At 68.3% G+C, this 18,095-nt stretch carries 10 protein-coding genes and 1 pseudogene; 1 reads left to right on the top strand and 10 read right to left on the bottom strand.

Going from position 1 to position 18,095, the window contains the following annotated elements:
* Positions 1-59: 59 nt before the first annotated feature.
* A pseudogene (gene arsB / locus AC5Y31_RS17155) lies at positions 60-1,288 on the bottom strand (ACR3 family arsenite efflux transporter); the annotation flags it as partial.
* A 31-nt stretch (positions 1,289-1,319) separates the two neighbouring features.
* Positions 1,320-1,802, bottom strand: a complete 483-nt coding sequence (locus tag AC5Y31_RS17150; protein ID WP_499981747.1) for an ArsI/CadI family heavy metal resistance metalloenzyme — start codon at positions 1,800-1,802, stop codon at positions 1,320-1,322.
* A 101-nt stretch (positions 1,803-1,903) separates the two neighbouring features.
* Here AC5Y31_RS17150 and AC5Y31_RS17145 point away from each other — a divergent pair, with 101 nt between their 5' ends.
* Positions 1,904-2,263: an Rv2640c family ArsR-like transcriptional regulator gene (locus tag AC5Y31_RS17145; RefSeq protein ID WP_499981745.1), complete on the top strand. Its 360-nt coding sequence runs from the start codon at positions 1,904-1,906 to the stop codon at positions 2,261-2,263.
* Positions 2,264-2,324: 61 nt separating this feature from the next.
* Here the strand turns inward: AC5Y31_RS17145 and AC5Y31_RS17140 are convergent, their stop codons facing one another.
* From AC5Y31_RS17140 to AC5Y31_RS17105, 8 genes are all read right to left on the bottom strand, one after another.
* Positions 2,325-3,863, bottom strand: coding sequence for an MFS transporter (locus tag AC5Y31_RS17140; RefSeq protein WP_499981744.1), 1,539 nt, complete (start codon positions 3,861-3,863; stop codon positions 2,325-2,327).
* A gap of 267 nt (positions 3,864-4,130) precedes the next feature.
* A complete protein-coding gene (locus AC5Y31_RS17135; protein WP_499981743.1) occupies positions 4,131-5,378 on the bottom strand; it encodes a PE-PPE domain-containing protein in 1,248 nt (415 codons plus the stop codon).
* 198 nt (positions 5,379-5,576) lie between these two features.
* Positions 5,577-7,151: an acyl-CoA carboxylase subunit beta gene (locus tag AC5Y31_RS17130; protein WP_065024141.1), complete on the bottom strand. Its 1,575-nt coding sequence runs from the start codon at positions 7,149-7,151 to the stop codon at positions 5,577-5,579.
* Entirely contained in the window at positions 7,148-12,442 is a 5,295-nt protein-coding gene (pks13, locus tag AC5Y31_RS17125) for a polyketide synthase Pks13 (protein ID WP_499981793.1), read from the bottom strand. Before pks13 ends, AC5Y31_RS17130 begins: the two co-directional genes overlap by 4 nt.
* 23 nt (positions 12,443-12,465) lie before the next feature.
* The gene (gene fadD32 / locus AC5Y31_RS17120) at positions 12,466-14,376 is read right to left on the bottom strand and encodes a long-chain-fatty-acid--AMP ligase FadD32 (RefSeq protein WP_499981741.1); all 1,911 of its coding nucleotides are present in this window, start codon (positions 14,374-14,376) and stop codon (positions 12,466-12,468) included.
* 261 nt (positions 14,377-14,637) lie between these two features.
* The gene (culp6, locus tag AC5Y31_RS17115; protein WP_499981740.1) at positions 14,638-15,708 is read right to left on the bottom strand and encodes a carboxylesterase Culp6; all 1,071 of its coding nucleotides are present in this window, start codon (positions 15,706-15,708) and stop codon (positions 14,638-14,640) included.
* 207 nt (positions 15,709-15,915) lie between these two features.
* A complete protein-coding gene (locus AC5Y31_RS17110; protein WP_065023035.1) occupies positions 15,916-16,809 on the bottom strand; it encodes an alpha/beta hydrolase-fold protein in 894 nt (297 codons plus the stop codon).
* Positions 16,810-16,983: 174 nt separating this feature from the next.
* Positions 16,984-17,961 (bottom strand): esterase family protein, encoded by a 978-nt coding sequence (locus tag AC5Y31_RS17105; protein WP_109470661.1) that lies wholly within the window; start codon positions 17,959-17,961, stop codon positions 16,984-16,986.
* Between the last annotated feature and the right edge of the window lie 134 nt (positions 17,962-18,095).

The following is an 18,095-nucleotide window of genomic DNA, read 5'->3' as shown; positions in this document are numbered from 1 at the left end:
TGAGGTACCAGTGGTGCGCAACCTCAGTGCTGGTCGTGAAGCCTCGGGCGGCAGGAGTTAGCGGCGGGGTTGACCTGGTCGGCGGGTTCGGTCCCGGCCGAACGGACTTCGATGCGGCCACCGGCCAGGTGGGTCAAGAGGGCGGCGGCCATTTGGGAGCGGCCGGCGTTGTGCACGCAAACGAACAGCACACTGGGTTCCGTGGGCATCACGCGGCCGCGGTTTCGGATTGGGTGAAGCTGGACCGCAGCGCCAGGGAGGCGTAGACCAGGCCGACGAGGACGGGCACTTCGATCAGGGGGCCGACCACCCCGGCGAGGGCTTGGCCGCTGGTGGCGCCCCAGGTGGCGATCGCCACGGCGATGGCCAGTTCGAAGTTGTTGCCGGCTGCGGTGAACGCCAGGGTGGTGGTCCGTGCGTACCCCAAACCCAGTGCGGCGCCGAGGAGGTAGCCGCCGCCCCACATGATCGCGAAGTAGGCCAGCAGCGGCACGGCGATCCGGACCACGTCGAGGGGCTGGTGGGTGATCTGATCGCCTTGCAACGCAAAGAGGATCACGATGGTGAACAGCAGCCCATAGAGCGCCCACGGCCCGATGCGCGGCAGGAACCGGGTCTCATACCAGTCGCGGCCTTTCGTGCGTTCGCCGATACGCCGAGATAGGTATCCGGCCGCCAGCGGGATGCCCAGGAAGATCACCACAGATTTCGCGATCTGCCACGGGGACACCTCAATGCCGGCTTGCGGCAACCCGAGCCAACCGGGCAATACCGCCAGGTAGAACCAGCCGAGTGCGGCGAACATGACGACTTGGAAGATCGAGTTCAATGCGACCAGCACGGCGGCGGCTTCGCGGTCCCCGCAAGCCAGATCGTTCCAGATGATGACCATGGCGATGCAGCGCGCCAACCCGACCACGATCAGGCCGGTGCGGTATTCGGGCAGATCGGCCAGCAGCAGCCAGGCCAGCGCGAACATCACCGCCGGGCCCAGCACCCAGTTGAGCACCAGGGAACTGACCAGCAGTCGTCGATCGGAGGTGACGGTGTCGAGGCGGTCGTAGCGGACCTTGGCCAGCACCGGATACATCATGATCAGCAGTCCGGCCGCGATCGGCAGGGAGATCGCGTCGAGTTGCACGGCGCTGAGCGCGTTGCCCAGGCCGGGGATGACGCGCCCCAAGGTCAGGCCGGCGGCCATGGCCAGTCCGATCCAGAGCGGCAGCAGTCGGTCCAGGGTGGAAAGCCGTGCCGCCGCCGGGTGGATCGCGGTTGCGCTGTCAGTCATCCATCACCGCCTGTGGGGTTCGGTCGTGGGGTCAGCAGCACGAGGCCGGGGCGGCCGCGGACTCGTCGGGTGCGGCAGCGGTGCTGCTGCAGCACACCTGCTGACCGTCGACGTCATTATCGGGGTGTTGCGGGCTCGCGCCGAAGGTCTCGGTGTCGGCGAGTTTGGTGTACACCTCCCAGCGCTCGTTACCAGGGCCGGTGACCCAGACCTTGTCCTGGGTGGCGAAGCAACAGGTGGTGCCGATCTCCTCCTCGGTGAACATGCCCGCCTCACTCAACCGGGCGATCTCGGCGTGCACCACCTCGCTGGAGGCCACCTCCACACCGAGGTGGTTGAGCGTGCCACCCTGGCCTGGGTTTTCCAGTAGCACCAGCTTCAGCGGCGGGTCGGCGATCGCGAAGTTTGCGTAGCCGGGCTTGACCTTGGCCGGCTCGACATTGAACAGCGTGGAGTAGAACGCAATCGCGGCATCGAGGTCATCGACGTTGAGGGCGAGCTGGACCCGGGACATGGCAAACACCTCCGACTTGTGAGACATATATCGAACTAACCGATGCGACCCAGCATGCCACCTTTTCGACATATGTCAACATAGTGTGGCAGAATGGCGGCATGCCCAAAGCGTTGCCGGTGATCGACATGTCCGCCCCGGTGTGTTGCGCCCCGGTGGCCTCGGGGCCGATGAGCGATGCCGACGCGCTGGAGGTTGCGTTGCGGCTCAAGGCGTTAGCTGATCCGGCGCGGGTCAAGATCGTGTCGCATCTGTTCAGCTCGACCGCCGGTGAGGAGATTTCCGGTGACCTGGCTGCGGTGCTGGATCTGAGCGAGTCCACGGTCAGCCATCACCTGACCCAGCTGCGCAAGGCCGGCCTGGTGGTGTCGGAGCGGCGCGGGATGAATGTGTTCCACCGGGTCCGCCCGGAGGCCCTGCAGGCACTGTGCACCGCACTGGACCCTAACTGCTGCACCTGAAAGCCAGACCATCTGACGCCTCTGCCACGGTCGCCCGGCTGCGGAATCGATGTACCGAGCGTCAGACCCTGATCCGGGGGCCGCTCACACCGGCGAGTTGTGGGACGCCGCGATAGCCTGCGGGCGTGCGCTGCTGCGGCCGCAGGTATTTGTCGACCGCCCACTCCGCCTCGAACGCCGCATTGCGGCGCGCCTCGGCCGGCGGACCGGCGGTCAGCGCCGCCAGCTCGCGCTCGAGCTCGCCCTGCACACCGGGAATTCCGGTACCGCGCAGCGAGTAACCGACGGTCTCCGGCAAGAACCGCAGTGCCACCAGGCCGACCAGCGCGGCGGCCACCAGGTAGGCGGCCGGGAACAACTGCCATCCGGTGCGCTCGATGACGGTGTCGGCCACCACGGGCGCGGTGCCGCCGAACACCGCCACCGCCGCATTGTCGGCGATCGCGAATCCGGCGTAGCGCACCTGGGTGGGGAACAGCGCCGGGAACGTCGCCGACACCGTTGCCAACGGCGCCGCGAACAGCACGCTGAGCACCGTGAAACCCACTAGCGCCCACACGAAGCCGTGGCCCATCAGCCAGTACATCGGCAGCGCTAGCGCGGCGAATCCCAGCAGCGAGATCCGCCACAACGGCTTGCGGCCGACACGGTCCGACCAGGCGCCGGCGAACGGGATGCAGGCCATCATCGCCAGCTCCCCGATCAGCACCACCGTCGTCCGGCTGCGCTCGCCGAGTCCGGCCGTGGCGTGTAGATAGGTCGGCTGGTAGGTCACCAGGGTGTAGTCGATGATGTTGAGCACCACGATCAACGCGAACGTCACCGCGATCGGCCGGGTGTAGTTGGTGAGCAAGTCCACCAGGCGGTCCCATGCCGAACCGGTGATCTCCTCGCAGGCAACGCATTCGGTGAACACCGGCGTCTCTTCCATGCGGCTGCGCAACGCCAGGCCCACCACGCCCAGCGGCAGGGCCAACAGGAATGGGATCCGCCACCCCCAGGCCGCCATCTGCTCGTGGGTGAGCATCGCCTCCAGTGCGAGCACGACGGCGCTGCCGAGCACGAACCCGGCCACGGCGCCGAACTCCAGGAAGCTGCCGTAGGTTCCGCGTTTGGCGTCGGGTGCGCTTTCGGCCATAAATGTTGCGGCACCGCCGTATTCGCCGCCGGTGGAGAAGCCCTGCACCACCCTCAGCGCGATCAGCAGGCCCGGCGCCCACCAGCCGGCCGTGGCGTAGGTGGGCAACACACCCATCAGAGTGGTCGCGACCGCGATCAGCGCGATGGTGGCGACCAGCACCGACTTGCGCCCGAACCGGTCCCCGATCGGCCCCCAGATCATGCCGCCCAACGGCCGCAGCACGAACGACACCGCGAAACCGAGCATGGTGCCGACGTTGCCCAGCGTGCCCGGAAAGAACGCCCCAGTGAGGTAGGTCGCGACGACGGCGTAGACGCCGTAGTCATACCACTCGGTGGCGTTGCCGACCGCGGAGGCGATAATTGCCTTGCGCAGCACGCGGTTACGTTCATCGGCGGTGCTGCGCTGCGTTCTACCTGCCGGCGCCGGCGGCCGCGCCGCCGACAAAAGCAGGCTCATCGCACCTCGCCGCTAAGACGCACGCCGTCCCCCTCATCACACCACCGGAGGCCCCGGGAGGCGATCCGCGCAGCCGGGAATCACGTTCCGGCCCGGCGTTTTGGGTGCCTCGGCGGTCGGCCCTGCATGGGATCGCCTGGAGGAAACGATAACTGTTTTGGGACGAAAGTGACTGGTGTTGCTGAAGCGTTACGCAACACTTACCCGCCCGAGACCCCGCGCTTCGGCGCACGCGGCGATATGCGTCGGCACACCGGGCGCAATACCCTAGGACGGAACCGCGAACAGGCCACCCACCAGCGAGGACCACATCATGTTCGTCAACCCGGCGAGCAGGTCCGACACAGACGGGTCGTCCGCACCCGCGACGCCCGCAGCGAATCCCGCGTCCAACAGGGCCGCCAGCGCGGGATTGTCGACCAGGGCCGGGATCGCGAAGATGTCGTAGGTCGCCGGGTCCATCACGTCGGCGACGAACGCATCCCAGCCGGTCTGCGCGGCCCTGGCGAGCGCGTCGGAGACCTCGGCCCAGTCCATATCCGGCCCGTCCACCGACACCGGCGTCGGCACATCGGGCGGGCCGTCATTCCAGCCGTGATCGATGTTGCCGTAGCCCAGATTCACCAGGATCCGCGTGGTCGGTTCCATCAGGTCATACAGCGGCTGTCCGACCACCGGCACGAACAGCAGCGGCCACAGCAGCGGCAGGTACTCACTGGTGATCATGTAGGAGTTGATCAGGCTGTCCGGACTGGACTCCAGCAGCGTCGCCTCCGCGAGCTGCTCGGGGGTCAGGCCCAGGTAGGCGATGTGCTGGGTGGCCAGGCCCATGAGGGCGTTCATGCTGGACAGCAGATTCATCGGGTAGCGCGGGAAGTCAGCGTAGCCGTCGTACTCCAGGGTGTAGATGTCGGTGGGGTACAAGTCATTCGGCGTCGGGTGACCTAACGTGACCCCGCCTTGCTCCAGCGAGTCGAAGATGCCCGGCATATTGGCGAAGCCCACCAGCATCCCGCCGTTGGGGTACGCCGAGTCACCGATCAACACGAAGTGCACGGCCGAACTCGGCACCCCGGCCTCGTCGAGCTGTTGCATCGCCAGCGTCGTCAGCGCGGCGCTTTGCGAGTAGCCGAAGACCGTCACCGGATGGTCGGCGTCAGCCTGCCCGCCGTCGAGGAGGCTCTGTACCCGCTCGACCAAGATCTTTGCGCCCTCGGCCAGCGAGCTGTCCAGGTTGTAGGGCGACGCGGGCGTGGTCAGCACCTCGAGTTCGCCGGCGAAGCCGCGCGGCTGCAGAAACAGCGCATCCACGGTGTCGGCGTACTGCTGGCTCGGCGTCGGGATCATGCTGGGCCCCATGATCAGCGCGACGTTCGACCCCGCGAGTGAATCGGTGGCCGTCAGCGCAACGCCGACGTGCGCGAGCGCCGACGACGGCGGCGTCACCGGCGGCATTCCGCTCAGGACGACCGCCAGCGCGACGACTCCTAAGGCAGCACGCGGAGCACCAAACATCCCGACTTCCCCGTTGAGGTCTCGCGTCCGCGCGTGAGCGGGCCGCCGTCGAAATGGATGATGTCAATCACATTCTGTTATGTCAAATTAAGCTTCGCAGGGCCGTGAGCCCCGGAGTGACCTGCAGTGATGAACAGGCTTCCACGACAGCCGACGATTGTTCTGAGCGTTAACTTAAAGCAGGTAAAGCAGAACGCCCTAGATCGGCAGCAGCCCGTGCTTGCGCTGCACCTTGGGGAAGTTCTGCTTGTCGCGCAGCAGCCGCAGCGACTTACGCAGCAGCAGCCGGGTCTCGTGCGGCTGGATCACCGCATCGATGTAACCGCGCTCGGCCGCGGTCCACGGAATCGCCATGTTCTCGTTGTAGCCGGCGATGAAGTCCGCCTTGATCTTCTGCACCTCGGGCGCGGTCGGATCCGGGAAGCGCTTCACCAGCAGCTGGGCGGCGCCGTCGGCACCGATCACCGCGATGCGGGCCGTCGGCCAGGCGAAGTTGAGGTCGGCGGAGAGCTGCTTGGAGCCCATCACCGCATACCCGCCGCCGTAGGCCTTGCGGATGATGAAGGTCACCTTGGGCACGTCGGCCTCGACGATCGCGTTGAAGAACCGGCCGCCGCGCTTGATGATTCCGTTCTTCTCCTCCGAGACCCCGGGCATGGCGCCGGGGGTGTCGACGACGAACACCAGCGGCAGGTTGAACGAGTCGCAGAACCGGATGAAGCTGGCCGCCTTGTCGGAGGCCTCGGTGTCCACGGCCCCGGACATGAACATCGGCTGGTTGGCGATCACCCCGACCGGATGTCCGTCGACCCGGGCGAACGCGGTGATCATCGCCTGCCCGCGCTGTTCGGAGATCTCGAAGACGTCGCCGTCGTCGAACATCCGCAGCAGGATCTCGTGCATGTCGTAGGCGGTGTTGTCCGCGTCCGGCACGATCGCGTCCAGCTCCAGGTCGTGCGGGGTGATCTCCGGCTCCAGACCGGGGTTGACCACCGGCGCGTCGTCGAAGTGGTTGGCCGGCAGGAACGACAGGTAGTCGCGCACGTACTGGAACGCCTCGGCCTCGTCCGCGACCACCTTGTGGATGTTGCCGCGCTGCGCCTGCGCATCGGCGCCGCCCAGCTCGTCGAACGACACGTCCTCACCGGTGACGTCCTTGATGACGTCGGGTCCGGTGATGAACATGTAGCCCTGGTCGCGCACCGCCACCAGAAGGTCGGTCTGGATCGGCGAATACACCGCTCCCCCAGCACATTTGCCCAAAATGATGGAGATCTCGGGTACCAGGCCGCGCAGCATCTCGTGGCGCCGGCCCAACTCGGCGTACCAGGCCAGCGACGTGACCGCGTCCTGGATGCGGGCCCCGGCGGAGTCGTTGATGCCGATGATCGGGCAGCCCACCATCGCCACCCACTCCATCAGCTTGGCCACCTTGCGGCCGAACATCTCCCCGACCGAGCCCTGAAACACCGTCTGGTCGTGGCTGAACACCCCGACCGGTCGGCCGTTGATCCGGCCGTGCCCGGTCACCACACCGTCGCCGTAGAGCGCATCCGGGTCGCCGGGGGTCTTGCACAGCGCCCCGATCTCCAGGAAGGTGCCCGGGTCCAGCAGCGCGTGGATGCGGTCGCGGGCGCTGGGAATGCCCTTCTTCGCCCGCTTGGCGACGGCCTTCTCACCGCCGGGTTCCTTTGCCAGCTCGAGCTTTTCGCGCAGTTCGGCGAGCAGCTCGGCGGTGGTCTTCGACTTCGGAAGCGGGAGCTCGGTGGTCACTGCTCTCCTTCGATGCGGTCGAGCGCCTCGCTCATATGGGCGCCCACTTTGGCAATGTACGGCTCATCGATGGCCTGGATGTGCTCGCCCCCGATCGGCACGATCTCCAGATCGGAGATGTATTCGCCCCAGCCGCCGTCAGGCTTGCGGGTCGCGTACGCGGGCTCGAACACGATCGCGTCGTCGTGGTAGCGGTCGGCCATGTACAACGTGACGTGCCCGTCATACGGCTGGATCTCGATGGTGTCCAGGGCGCGGTTGTCCAGGTACGACGTGCGCTGGTGCTCGATGATGCCGCCCGGGATCTGCACACCGCTCTGCGCGACGACCTCCAGCACGAACTTCACCTGGCCCTCATCGTCGAGCTTCTCTAGCTCCTCGTAGGGGATTTCGGGAACCTCGACGTTGAAGGTGCGCTCGGCGAACCGGGCGTAGCGGTCCCAGCGTGCGCGCATCCCCTCCTTGCTCTGGTCGATCGGCTCGCCGGGAAGCACCAGGTCGATCAGGCCGACGTAACGGACGTCGGCGCCGGCGCGGGTGAGCCCGATCGCGCAGGCGTAGGCCAGCGCGCCACCCAGTGACCAACCGGCCAGCGCGAACGGACCGTCGTGCATCTCCAGCAGCTTGGGCACGTACTCGGCGGCACGCTCCTCGATGGAGCCCTCCACCCGCTCGATGCCGTACACCGGAGTGTCGGCGGGCAGGCGCTTCATCAGCGGTTCGTAGACCACGGTCGAGCCGCCCGCCGGGTGGAACACGAACAGCGGTACGGCTTTCGAGCCCTCTTTAGGTGCCCGCAGGGTGCGGACGAAACCGTCCACCACACCCTCTTCGAGCTGGTCGCGGACGACGGTCGCCAGGCCCTCGATGGTGGTCGCCGACATGACGTCATCGACGGTGATGATGCCCTCGGCCCGTTCGGACAGCCGCGCGGCCATCTGCTCGGCCGCTGCCTGGTCGAGTGCGGGTAGCTCGTTGAAGATGCCGCCCGGCGACTTGCCGGTGATGATCGCCCAGGTCGCGAACGTGACCCGCTCGGCGGCATCGCGCGGCGGCACGTCAGCGCCCAGCGCCTCGGTCACCGCCTCCTGGGTCAGCACCTTGGCGGCCGCGGCGGCAGCCGTCGCCTTGGCCACGCCGGTCTGGTTGGCACCCGGCCCCGACGGGTCGGTCGGCGGCGGCGGGACCGGGATGTCCGAGGCCGGCGGCGCCTGGGTCTCCGGCTCGGCCTGCGGGTCCGGTGCCGGCGCGGTCACGCTGGACGCCGTGGCGCCGGAAATGAGCGCAGCCTGCTCGGCGGCGATCTCCTCGGGCGTCAGGGTCTTCTGGTGTTCATGCAGCGCCTGGACCTCGTCGCGGTGCTCGACCGCGTACTTGATCATCTCCGCGACGTTGTAGAGGTTGGCGTCGCGAACCGCGGTCAGCTGGATCGGCGGCATGTCGAAGTCGTATTCGACCCGGTTCTTGATCCGCACGGCCATCAGCGAATCCAGGCCCAGCTCGATCAGCGGCACCTCCCAGGGCAGGTCCTCGGGCTCGTAACCCATTGCGCCGCCGACGATCGCACCCAGCCGGTCGGCGATGGTCTCGCCCGAATCCGGTGACCACTTGGCGAAGCCGGCCGCCAGTCCCGCTCCCGCGGTGAGGTTGTCGTGCAGAATCGCTGCGTCGTCGACCTCCGGCTCAGCCGGCGCCGCAACGGTATCGGCAGCCGTCACCGCGGTGCCGGCACCGACCGCCATCGGCAACACCCCCGCGGCGCCGCCGCGCGACACCAGGGCGTCGTAGACCAGCGTGAACGACTCGCCGATGCGGGAGTGCACCTGCACGGCCGCCCCACCCGGGTGCCGGGTCAGCGTCGTCACCAACCGAGAACCCTCGGCCGGCACCGCGCGCTGCTCGGAGGCCGCCAGCGTGGCATCCGGAAGCACCGCCGCCGCAGCCGATTTCACCAGTGCCGCCAGATCCACCTCTGATCCGCGGGCGGCGTACTCGAAGACGTGCCGGCCGTCCGGTGTCGAGATGTGGGAGCCGGGCATGACACCGGTGGCGTCGCCGGAGAAGTGCGCGTCGAGCCAGTACGGCTTGCGCTTGAACCGGGTCGGCGGAATGTTCGCGAACTCCTCGGGCCCCACCGGGCCCTGGGCGTGCCGCGGGAACAGTGTGCGGATGTCCAGGTCGTGGCCGTGGACGTAGAGCTGGGCCATCGCCATCGTCATCGAGTCGACTTCGTCGGCCTTGCGGGCCAGCGTGGCGATCAGCTGTGCGTCGGGCAGGCCGGCGTCGGCGGTGGTCAGCCCCACCTGCATCAGCGCCACCGGGTTGGGCGCCAGCTCCAGGAAAGTGGTGTAGCCGTTGTCGACGGCGTTGCGCACCCCGTGGGTGAAGTACACCGAGTGACGCAGACCCTTCTTCCAGTAGTCGACGTCGTGGATCGGCTCAGCGCCCGGACGGATGTAGCTGCCCTCGTGCACGGTGGAGAAGTAGCCGCAGGCCAGCGGCTTCGGCTCGATGCCCTGCAGATCGGCGGTGAATTCGCCCAGCAGCGGGTCCATCTGGGCGGTGTGGCTGGCGCCCTTGGTCTGGAACTTGCGGGCGAAGCGGCCCTCGGCCTCGGCGCGGGCGATGATCGCGTCGACCTGTTCGGGCGGCCCGCCGATCACGGTTTGAGTCGGTGCGGCGTAGACGCAGACCTCGAGGTCGGGGAAGTCGGCGAAGACGGTCTTGATCTCCTCGGCGGAGTACTCGACCAGCGCCATCAGCCGGATGTACTCGCCGAACAGCATCGCCTCGCCCTCGCCCATCAACCGGGCGCGCGGCACGATGATCCGGACGGTGTCGCGCAGCGACAGGCCCCCGGCGAAGTAGGCGGCGCCCGGCTCGCCGAGCGACTGGCCGATCATCGCCGCCGGCGTGGCACCGTGCGCGCGGAGCAGTTCGCCGAGCGCGATCTGGATCGCGAAGATCACCAGCTGGACCGCTTCGATCGGGTACTCGACGGTGTCGCCGGTGTAGTCCACCGCGTCGTCGAGGATCATCTCCAGAATCGAGATGCCGCGTTCGTCTTGGATCAGCGCGTCGACCTTTTCGATCCACTCGGCGAAGATCGGGTCCCGCAGATACAGCTCTTTGCCCATCTTGCGGTGCTGCGCACCGAATCCGGCCAGCACCCACACCGACCCGTTGGTCACCGGCCCGTCGACGGAGTAGACGGTGGGTTTGGATTTGCCCTCGGCGACCGCGCGCAGACCGGCGATGGCCTCGTCGTGATCCCGGGCCAGCACCACCGCACGTGAACGTCCGTGGTTGCGCCGCGACAACGCCCGGCCGATCGACTCCAGCGGAGTGGCCCGGCCTTCCTCGCTGTCGATCCAGTCGGCCAGTTCGGCGGCGGCGGCCTTCTTGCGGGAGGTCAAAAATGCTGAGATCGCCAGCGGGATCAGCGGTTTGAAGGGCTCGCGGGCGGCCAGCTCGGCCAGTGCGGCGTCGCGGAGGCGCACCGCCTCCTCGGTCAGCCCGGGCAGCGGGTACTCCTCGTCGTCGGCCGCGGCCGGTTCGTCGTGAATGAACTCGCCGTACTCGTCGAACCGGGGGGCCTCGTGCTCGAGTGCCGGATCCTCAGCGGCAACAGGCTCTTCGGGCTCCGTGGCGACTTCCTTTTCCACCACGTCGCGCGGCAGCACCTCGCGCACCACCAGGTGGGCGTTCGCGCCACCGAAGCCGAAGCCGGACACCCCGGCCACTGCGTAGCCGCCGTAGCGCGGCCAGTCGGTGACGGTATCGGCGACCTGCAGATGGGCGGCGTTGAAGTCGATGTAGGGGTTGGGCCCGGCGTAGTTGATCGACGGCGGGATCTTGTCGTGCTGGAGCGCGAGCACGATCTTGGCCAGGCTGGCCGCCCCGGCCGCCGACTCCAGGTGGCCCACATTGGATTTCACCGCGCCCAGCAGGGCGGGCTTGTCGGCGGCACGGCCGCGGCCGACCACCCGGCCCAGCGCCTCGGCCTCGATCGGGTCGCCCAGGATGGTGCCGGTGCCGTGCGCCTCGATGTAGTCGATGGTGCGCGGGTCGATGCCGGCGTTCTTGTAGGCCTTGCGCAGCACGGCCTCCTGCGCATCCGGGTTGGGCGCCAACAGCCCGTTGGATCGGCCGTCGTGGTTGACCGCGGAACCGGCGATCACCGCGAGGATCTGGTCGCCGTCGCGGCGGGCGTCGTCGACCCGCTTGAGCACCAGCACGCCGCCGCCTTCGGCGCGCGAGTAGCCGTCGGCGTCCGACGAGAACGACTTGATCCGCCCGTCGGCGGCCAGCACGCCGCCGACCTCGTCGAAGCCGACCGTGACCAGCGGGGTGACCAGCGCGTTCACGCCGCCGGCCACGGCCACGTCGGCCTCGCGGTTGCGCAGCGCCTGCACGCCCTGGTGCACCGCCACTAGCGACGACGAGCACGCGGTATCCACGGTCACCGACGGTCCGCGGAAGTCGTAGAAGTAGCTCACCCGGTTGGCGATGATCGAGCTGGAGTTACCGGTGATGGCATACGGGTGGGTGATGCTCGGGTCGGACAGCGCCAGGTTCTGGTAGTCGGCGTTGGACGAGCCCATGTAGACCCCGACCGCTTCACCGCGCAGCGCCGACGCTGGGATGCGGGCGTGTTCCAGTGCCTCCCAAGTCAATTCGAGCGCCATCCGCTGCTGCGGGTCGATGTTCTCGGCTTCCATCTTCGACAGCGCGAAGAACTCGGCGTCGAAACCCTTGATGTCGGAGAGGTATCCGCCGCGGGTGCGGGCCTTGGCGACCCGCTCGGCGATCCGCGGCTCCTCCAGGAACTCGCTCCAGCGGCCCTCGGGCAGGTCGGTGATCGCGTCGAACCCGGCCAGCAGCTTCTCCCAGGTCTCCTCGGGGGAGTTCATGTCGCCCGGGAAGCGGGTGGCCAGACCGACCACGGCGATGTCGTCGACATCGACCGCGCGCGACCAGTCCTCGTCGCCGGAATGATCGACCACCACGGGCTCGCCCTCGATGATCACCGTGGCCAGCGCCTCGATGGTCGGGTGGCGGAACGCCACCGTGGCCGACAGCGTCACGCCGGTGAAGTCCTCGATGTCGGAGGCCATCGCCACCGCGTCCCGCGAGGACAGCCCCAGTTCGATCAGCGGGGCGGTCTCGTTGATCTTCTCCGGCGACTGCGCGGTGGCGTTGGCCACCCAGTTGCGCAGCCAGGCCCGCATGTCGGCGACGGACAGGTCGGTGCGGCTGGTGCCGCGCAGGGTTGCGTCATCGCCGGTCATCTGCGGTGCCTCACTCATGGGACTCAGGCCTGGTCGGGGAAGGAGTTCGGGGCGGTGGTGCCGCCGCGCAGGCTGCCGTCCAGGTAGGCGGCCCGGCAGGCACGCCGGCCGATCTTGCCGCTGGAGGTGCGCGGCACCGACCCCGCCGACACCAGCAGCACGTCACGCACGGTCACCCCGTGGCGCACCGCGATCGCCGCGCGGATGTCGTCGGCGATCGGCTGGTGGTCCAGCTTGTGGGCGCCCGGGGCGCGCTCGGCGACGATCACCAGCTGTTCGGAGCTGTCCTCGGCGTCGAACTTCAGCCCGGAGTGCGGGTTGTCGAACGCCTCGGCCGGCAGCTGGTTGGCCGGCACCGAGAACGCCGCGACGTAGCCGGTGCGCAGCGCCCGGCTGGCCTCCTGCGCGGAGTACTCCAGGTCCTGCGGATAGTGGTTGCGGCCGTCGATGATCACCAGGTCCTTCACCCGGCCGGTGATGTAGAGCTCGTCCTGGTAGTAGGCGCCGTAGTCGCCGGTGCGCACCCAGAAGCCGTTCTCATCGGCGCCCTCGGCCCGCGACGGGCTGTTTCGCGCCTTCAGCACGTTCTTGAAGGTGTCGATGGTCTCCTGCTCGCGGTTCCAGTAGCCGCTGCCCATGTTGTTGCCCTGCAGCCAGATCTCGCCGATCTGACCGTCGGGCAGCTCGGTGGCGGTGTCGTAGTCGACGATCACCGTCCACTGGTCGACGCTGACCCGGCCGGCCGAGGCCTGGGCGACCGCGTTCGGGGCGTCCTCGGGGACCTCGACGAACCGGTTGCCGTTGTTGAGCTCCTCGCGGTCGACGTAAATGATCCGCGGGCCCTCGTCGGGCGGGGTGGTGGAGACGAACAGGGTGGCTTCGGCCAGCCCGTAGGACGGCTTGATCGCTTCTTCCCGGAAGCCGTACGGACCGAACGCCTCGTTGAACTTGCGCAGCGACGCCGCCGAGACCGGCTCGCTGCCGTTGAGGATCGCCTTGACGTTGCTGAGGTCCAGCGGCGGGTCGCCTTCTTTGGGCAGGCCGCGGGCTGCGGCGTGCTCGAAGGCGAAGTTGGGCGCCGCCGAGTAGACCTCGCCGGTCTCGCCCTCCTTGCGGGCCAGCTCGCGGATCCACCGGTGCGGCCGGCGCACGAAGGCCGCCGGACTCATGAAGGTGAACTGCTGACCGAGCACGCTGGACAGCAGGATGGTGACCAGGCCCATGTCGTGGAAGAACGGCAGCCAGCTGACGCCCCGGTCGCCTTCGCGGCCCTTGAGGGAATCCAGCAACTGGACGACGTTGGTGGGCAGGTTCAGTTGGGTGATCTGCACGCCGGTCGGGGTGCGGGTGGAGCCGGAGGTGTACTGCAGGTAGGCGATGGTGTCCCGTTCGTACTCGGGCATCACCCAGGTCGATCCCACCTCGGCGGGCACCGCGTCGACCGCGATGACGCGCGGCCGGGCGTTGGCCGGACGGCTGCGGAAGAACTTGCGCACCCCCTCGGCGGAATCGGTGGTGGTCAGCACCGCCGACGGGGTGCAGTCGTCGAGCACCGCGTGCAGCCGGCCCACGTGGCCGGGCTCGCCCGGGTCGAACAGCGGCACCGCGATGCGCCCGGAGTACAGGATCCCGAAGAACGACACCAGGTAGTCCAGGTTCTGCCCGCACAGGATCGCCACCCGGTCGCCGGGCTGGGTGACCTGCTGCAGCCGCGCCGCCACCGCGCGGTTGCGGGCGCCGAACTCCGCCCAGGAGAGCTCGCGGGCGACGCCGTCCCGCTCGGTGGAGAAGTCCAGGAAGCGGTAGGCCACCTTCGGGCCGCGCAGCGCCGCCCAGCGCTCGACGGTCCGCACAAGGTTGGCGTTGTCCGGGAACCGGATCTTGCCGTCCTTGACGAACGGGTTGTGGTATGCGGCCTGTGGTGCCGGGGCCATGCAAAATCTCCTGTCGCGAACGTGCGTTCAGTCGGCTGCCGGGCGCGGCCGGTCACCTGCTGTGACCTGTCGTGCGGGACCCGGGACCTTACAGATGCTAGCGGGATTCCGATGCCCCTCGACGCGCGCTATTGGGCCCCGCGGCCGTGGGCGCCATGCTCTTAAATTCTTCTTAATGTTAGAGGTCGGTGCGGCTCGTGCCAAATCAAACGGTACCGCGTGTGAGGGCCATCGCTCGATCACGCGGGTCACGATGCGGCATCACCCGTGTGGCGGATGCGGCGCGTTGTCGATCAGGCCGCGCGCCCAGTTCAGGGTCCACTCGGTGGCGGGCTGTCCGTCGGAGCTCCACACGTCGGTGGTGCCGTACAGCGCGTGCACCGGCTGACCGGCGCCGCCGGCCAGCGTCTCCAGGGTGGCGGGCAGCTTGCCGATGCTGAACGCCTCTTGCGGGGCGGCGCAGATCAGATCCCCGCGTGCGCAGATCTCGTAGGTGCGCTGGTCGAGGTCACCGAAACCGCCGTCCCGGGCGCCGGTCATGGTCAGCCCCATCCCGGACAGGATCGGCAGCTCGTGCAGGGTCACCTCGGCGCCCTGCCCCGGAGGGGTCGGCGGCACATCGATCCCGCCGCCGGGGCCCTCCTGACGGCGGCCGTCGGCGATCAGCGTCACGCCCAGCACCAGGTCCTCGTCGACCGGGCCGCGCCAGTTGCCGATATCGCTGGCGACATCACCGGCGATCACCGCGCCCTGCGAGAAGCCGATCAGCACGTAGCTGGTCAGCGGGCACCTCTCGTTCATCTCCGTCATCGCCTTGACGGTCGCGCGGGTGCCCTCGGCCCGGCTGTCGTTGTAGCTCATCTGCTTGTCGGCCGACAAAGGATTGTGGAACTGCGCGGTGTAGGGAACCGTGTAGGTCTGCACCCGGGACGCGTCGAACTGCTCGGCGATCGGGCGGGTGACGGTGAGCAGCAGCGCCCGCGGGAACTGGGTGGGGCTCAGCGGGTCGTCGGTGGGCGAGGTCTCCCAAGTGCCGGGCACCGAGACCAGTTGCACGTCCGGGCAGTTGGCGTCCTGATAAGCCGGACGCGGCTTCTTGACCCGCGGCGGCACCGAGCCGCTCGGCGGGACGCCCGCGGACGGCGGCTCCGCGATCGGCGGGGAGCTTGGGTGCCGAATCCAGATCACCAACACCACCGCGACCAGCGCCACCGCCAGGGCCATCGCACCGGCGGCCACCCACGCCAGCAGGCGGCGACGGTCGCGCACCGATTTCGACGGGGATTTCCGAGGAGATTTGCGAGGAGATTTCGCGGGCTTCTTGTTGGCCATAGCGCCTATAACGGTACAGATCAGCGATAAGGCTCATTGACTGTGCGTCCAGGGCGGTCCCTACTCGACCCTTCCCGCCGTGGACGCACAGTCAACGCGAGTGAGCGGATCGCTGCGCCTTAGCGCGATCCCGCGTCGACCGGCTGGCGCCGCTCTAGCGCATCGCTGCGCCTTAGCGCGATCCCGCGTCGACCGGCTGGCGCCGCTCTAGCGGATCGCGCCGACGATGTCGCCGGACATCGCGCCCAGCTGCGAGGCCCATGACCCCCAGCCGTTGTCACCGGCGGAGAAGTCGAAATGCCCGTTGTGGCCGTGCACCTGGCGGTACTGCATGTTGAAGAACCGGCCGGAGCCGTGCGCCTCGGCCGGGTCGCCGATCATCGCCGCCGGGTTGGACGCGCCGCCCATCGGGTTGTAGATCCAGACCCGGGTGTTGTTCTGCGCCAGCAGGGTGGCGTGCACCGTCGGGTCGTGCCACTTCCAGCGGCCCAGCTGGGGCGCACCCCACATGCCGTACGGGTCGACCCCGCCGAAGTTCTGCAGGCCGGCGCTGATCACACCGCTCTCGGTGGTGTGCGACGGCCCGAGGAAGCCCGACATCGAGCCGGCGAAGCCGAACCGGTCGGGGTGGAAGGTGGCCAGCGCCAGTGCGCCGTAGCCACCCTGGGCCGCGCCGACCACGGCGTGACCGCCCGGCGCCAATCCCCGGTTGGCGGCCAGCCAGTCCGGCAGCTCGGTGGACAAGAAGGTGTCCCACTGCTTACTGCCGTCCTGCTCCCAGTTGGTGTACATGCTGTAGGCCCCGCCGGCCGGCGCGACCACCGAGACGCCCTTGCCGGCCAACGTGTTCATCGCGTTGCCCGCGGTCACCCAGTTGCTCAGGTCGGGGTGGGCGTCGAAGGCGTCGAGCAGGTAGACCGCGTGCGGTCCCTGGTTGAGGAATGCCACCGGGATGTCGCGGCCCATCGACGGTGACGGCACCATCAGGTTCTCGAACTGTGCGGCATGCGCGCCCGCGCCGACCATCACGCCGCCGCCCCACAGGCCCAGCGCCAGCACGGCCACGCCCAGCGTCCGCAGCAACTTCGACAGTCCGCTCATACCCACCTCGCTCGTCGGTACAGATTTCGTGGCGATCATCGCCTGCTGGCTCGCGCGCCGGCGATCCGCCGAAGGTAGTCAACCACACGACGACGGCGGTCAGGGCCGGAAACTACCGACGGCGGCGACCCGAAGGGGTCGCCGCCGTCGGCGGTGCTTATGCGTAGCGCGGGACTACTCGGCCGGAGCGCTCTCGGTCGTCGGCGACGCGCCCAGGTGGCTCTGCAGGTCGGGCTTCATCGCCTGCAGCTGCTGGCCCCAGTACTCCCAGGAGTGCGTGCCGTAGGCCGGGAAGTTGAAGATCGCGTTGCTGCCGCCGGCCGCGGTGTAGAGCTCCTGGAACTTCTTGTTCGCACCGATCATGAAGTTCTGCTCCAGGAAGACGGCCGGGATGTTGTCGCCGCCCAGCTCGTTGGCCTTGCCGTTGCCGCAGAACACCCACAGCCGGGTGTTGTTGGCGACCAGCTTGTCGACGTTGACCGTCGGGTCGTTGCGCAGCCACGCCGGGTCGCTGTCCTCGCCCCACATGTCGTTCTTCTTGTAGCCGCCGGCGTCACCCATCGACAGTCCGATCCAGCCCTTACCGGTGGACGGGTTCAGGTAACCCGACAGCGAACCGGCGTAGGTGAACTGGTTCGGGTGGTAGATCGCCAGCGTCATCGCCGACGAGCCCGCCATCGACAGGCCGACCGCGGCGTTGCTGGTCTGGCTCACGCCGTACTCCGAGGCCAGGTAGGCCGGCAGCTCACTGGTCAGAAAGGTCTCCCACTTGTAGGTGGAGCAGCCCGCCTTGCCGCAGGCCGGCTTGTACCAGTCGCTGTAGAAGCTGGACTGGCCACCGACCGGCATGATCACCGAGATGCCCGAGTTGAGGTACCACTCGAACGCCTGGGTGTTGATGTCCCAGCCGTTGAAGTCGTCCTGGGCGCGCATGCCGTCGAGCAGGTACAGGCCCGGGGAGCCCTGCCCACCGGTCTGGAACTGCACCTTGATGTCGCGGCCCATGCTCGCCGAGGGCACCTGCAGGTACTCGACCGGCAGACCCGGCCGGGAGAAGGCGTTCGCCTCCGGGGTGCCGCCGACGACACCGACCAACCCCGCCAGCAGGGCCGCGCCGGCGGCGGCGACCATCAACCTGTCAAGCAGCTTCATCCTGGACATCCTCATTCGTCTTGTTGCCATGCTCATCATTGGGTGGCCCGAGTCGGACCAGATCTGCGCGCGCGAGCGCGGCAGTGCCGGTGTAGTCAACCACAGAAACCTGACCTCGACCCCTTACGGTTGTG

The organism is Mycobacterium sp. NGS18 (genome assembly GCF_059813185.1).
Note: the sequence above shows the minus strand (reverse complement) of the source record. Positions and strands in the feature narration are given on the sequence as shown.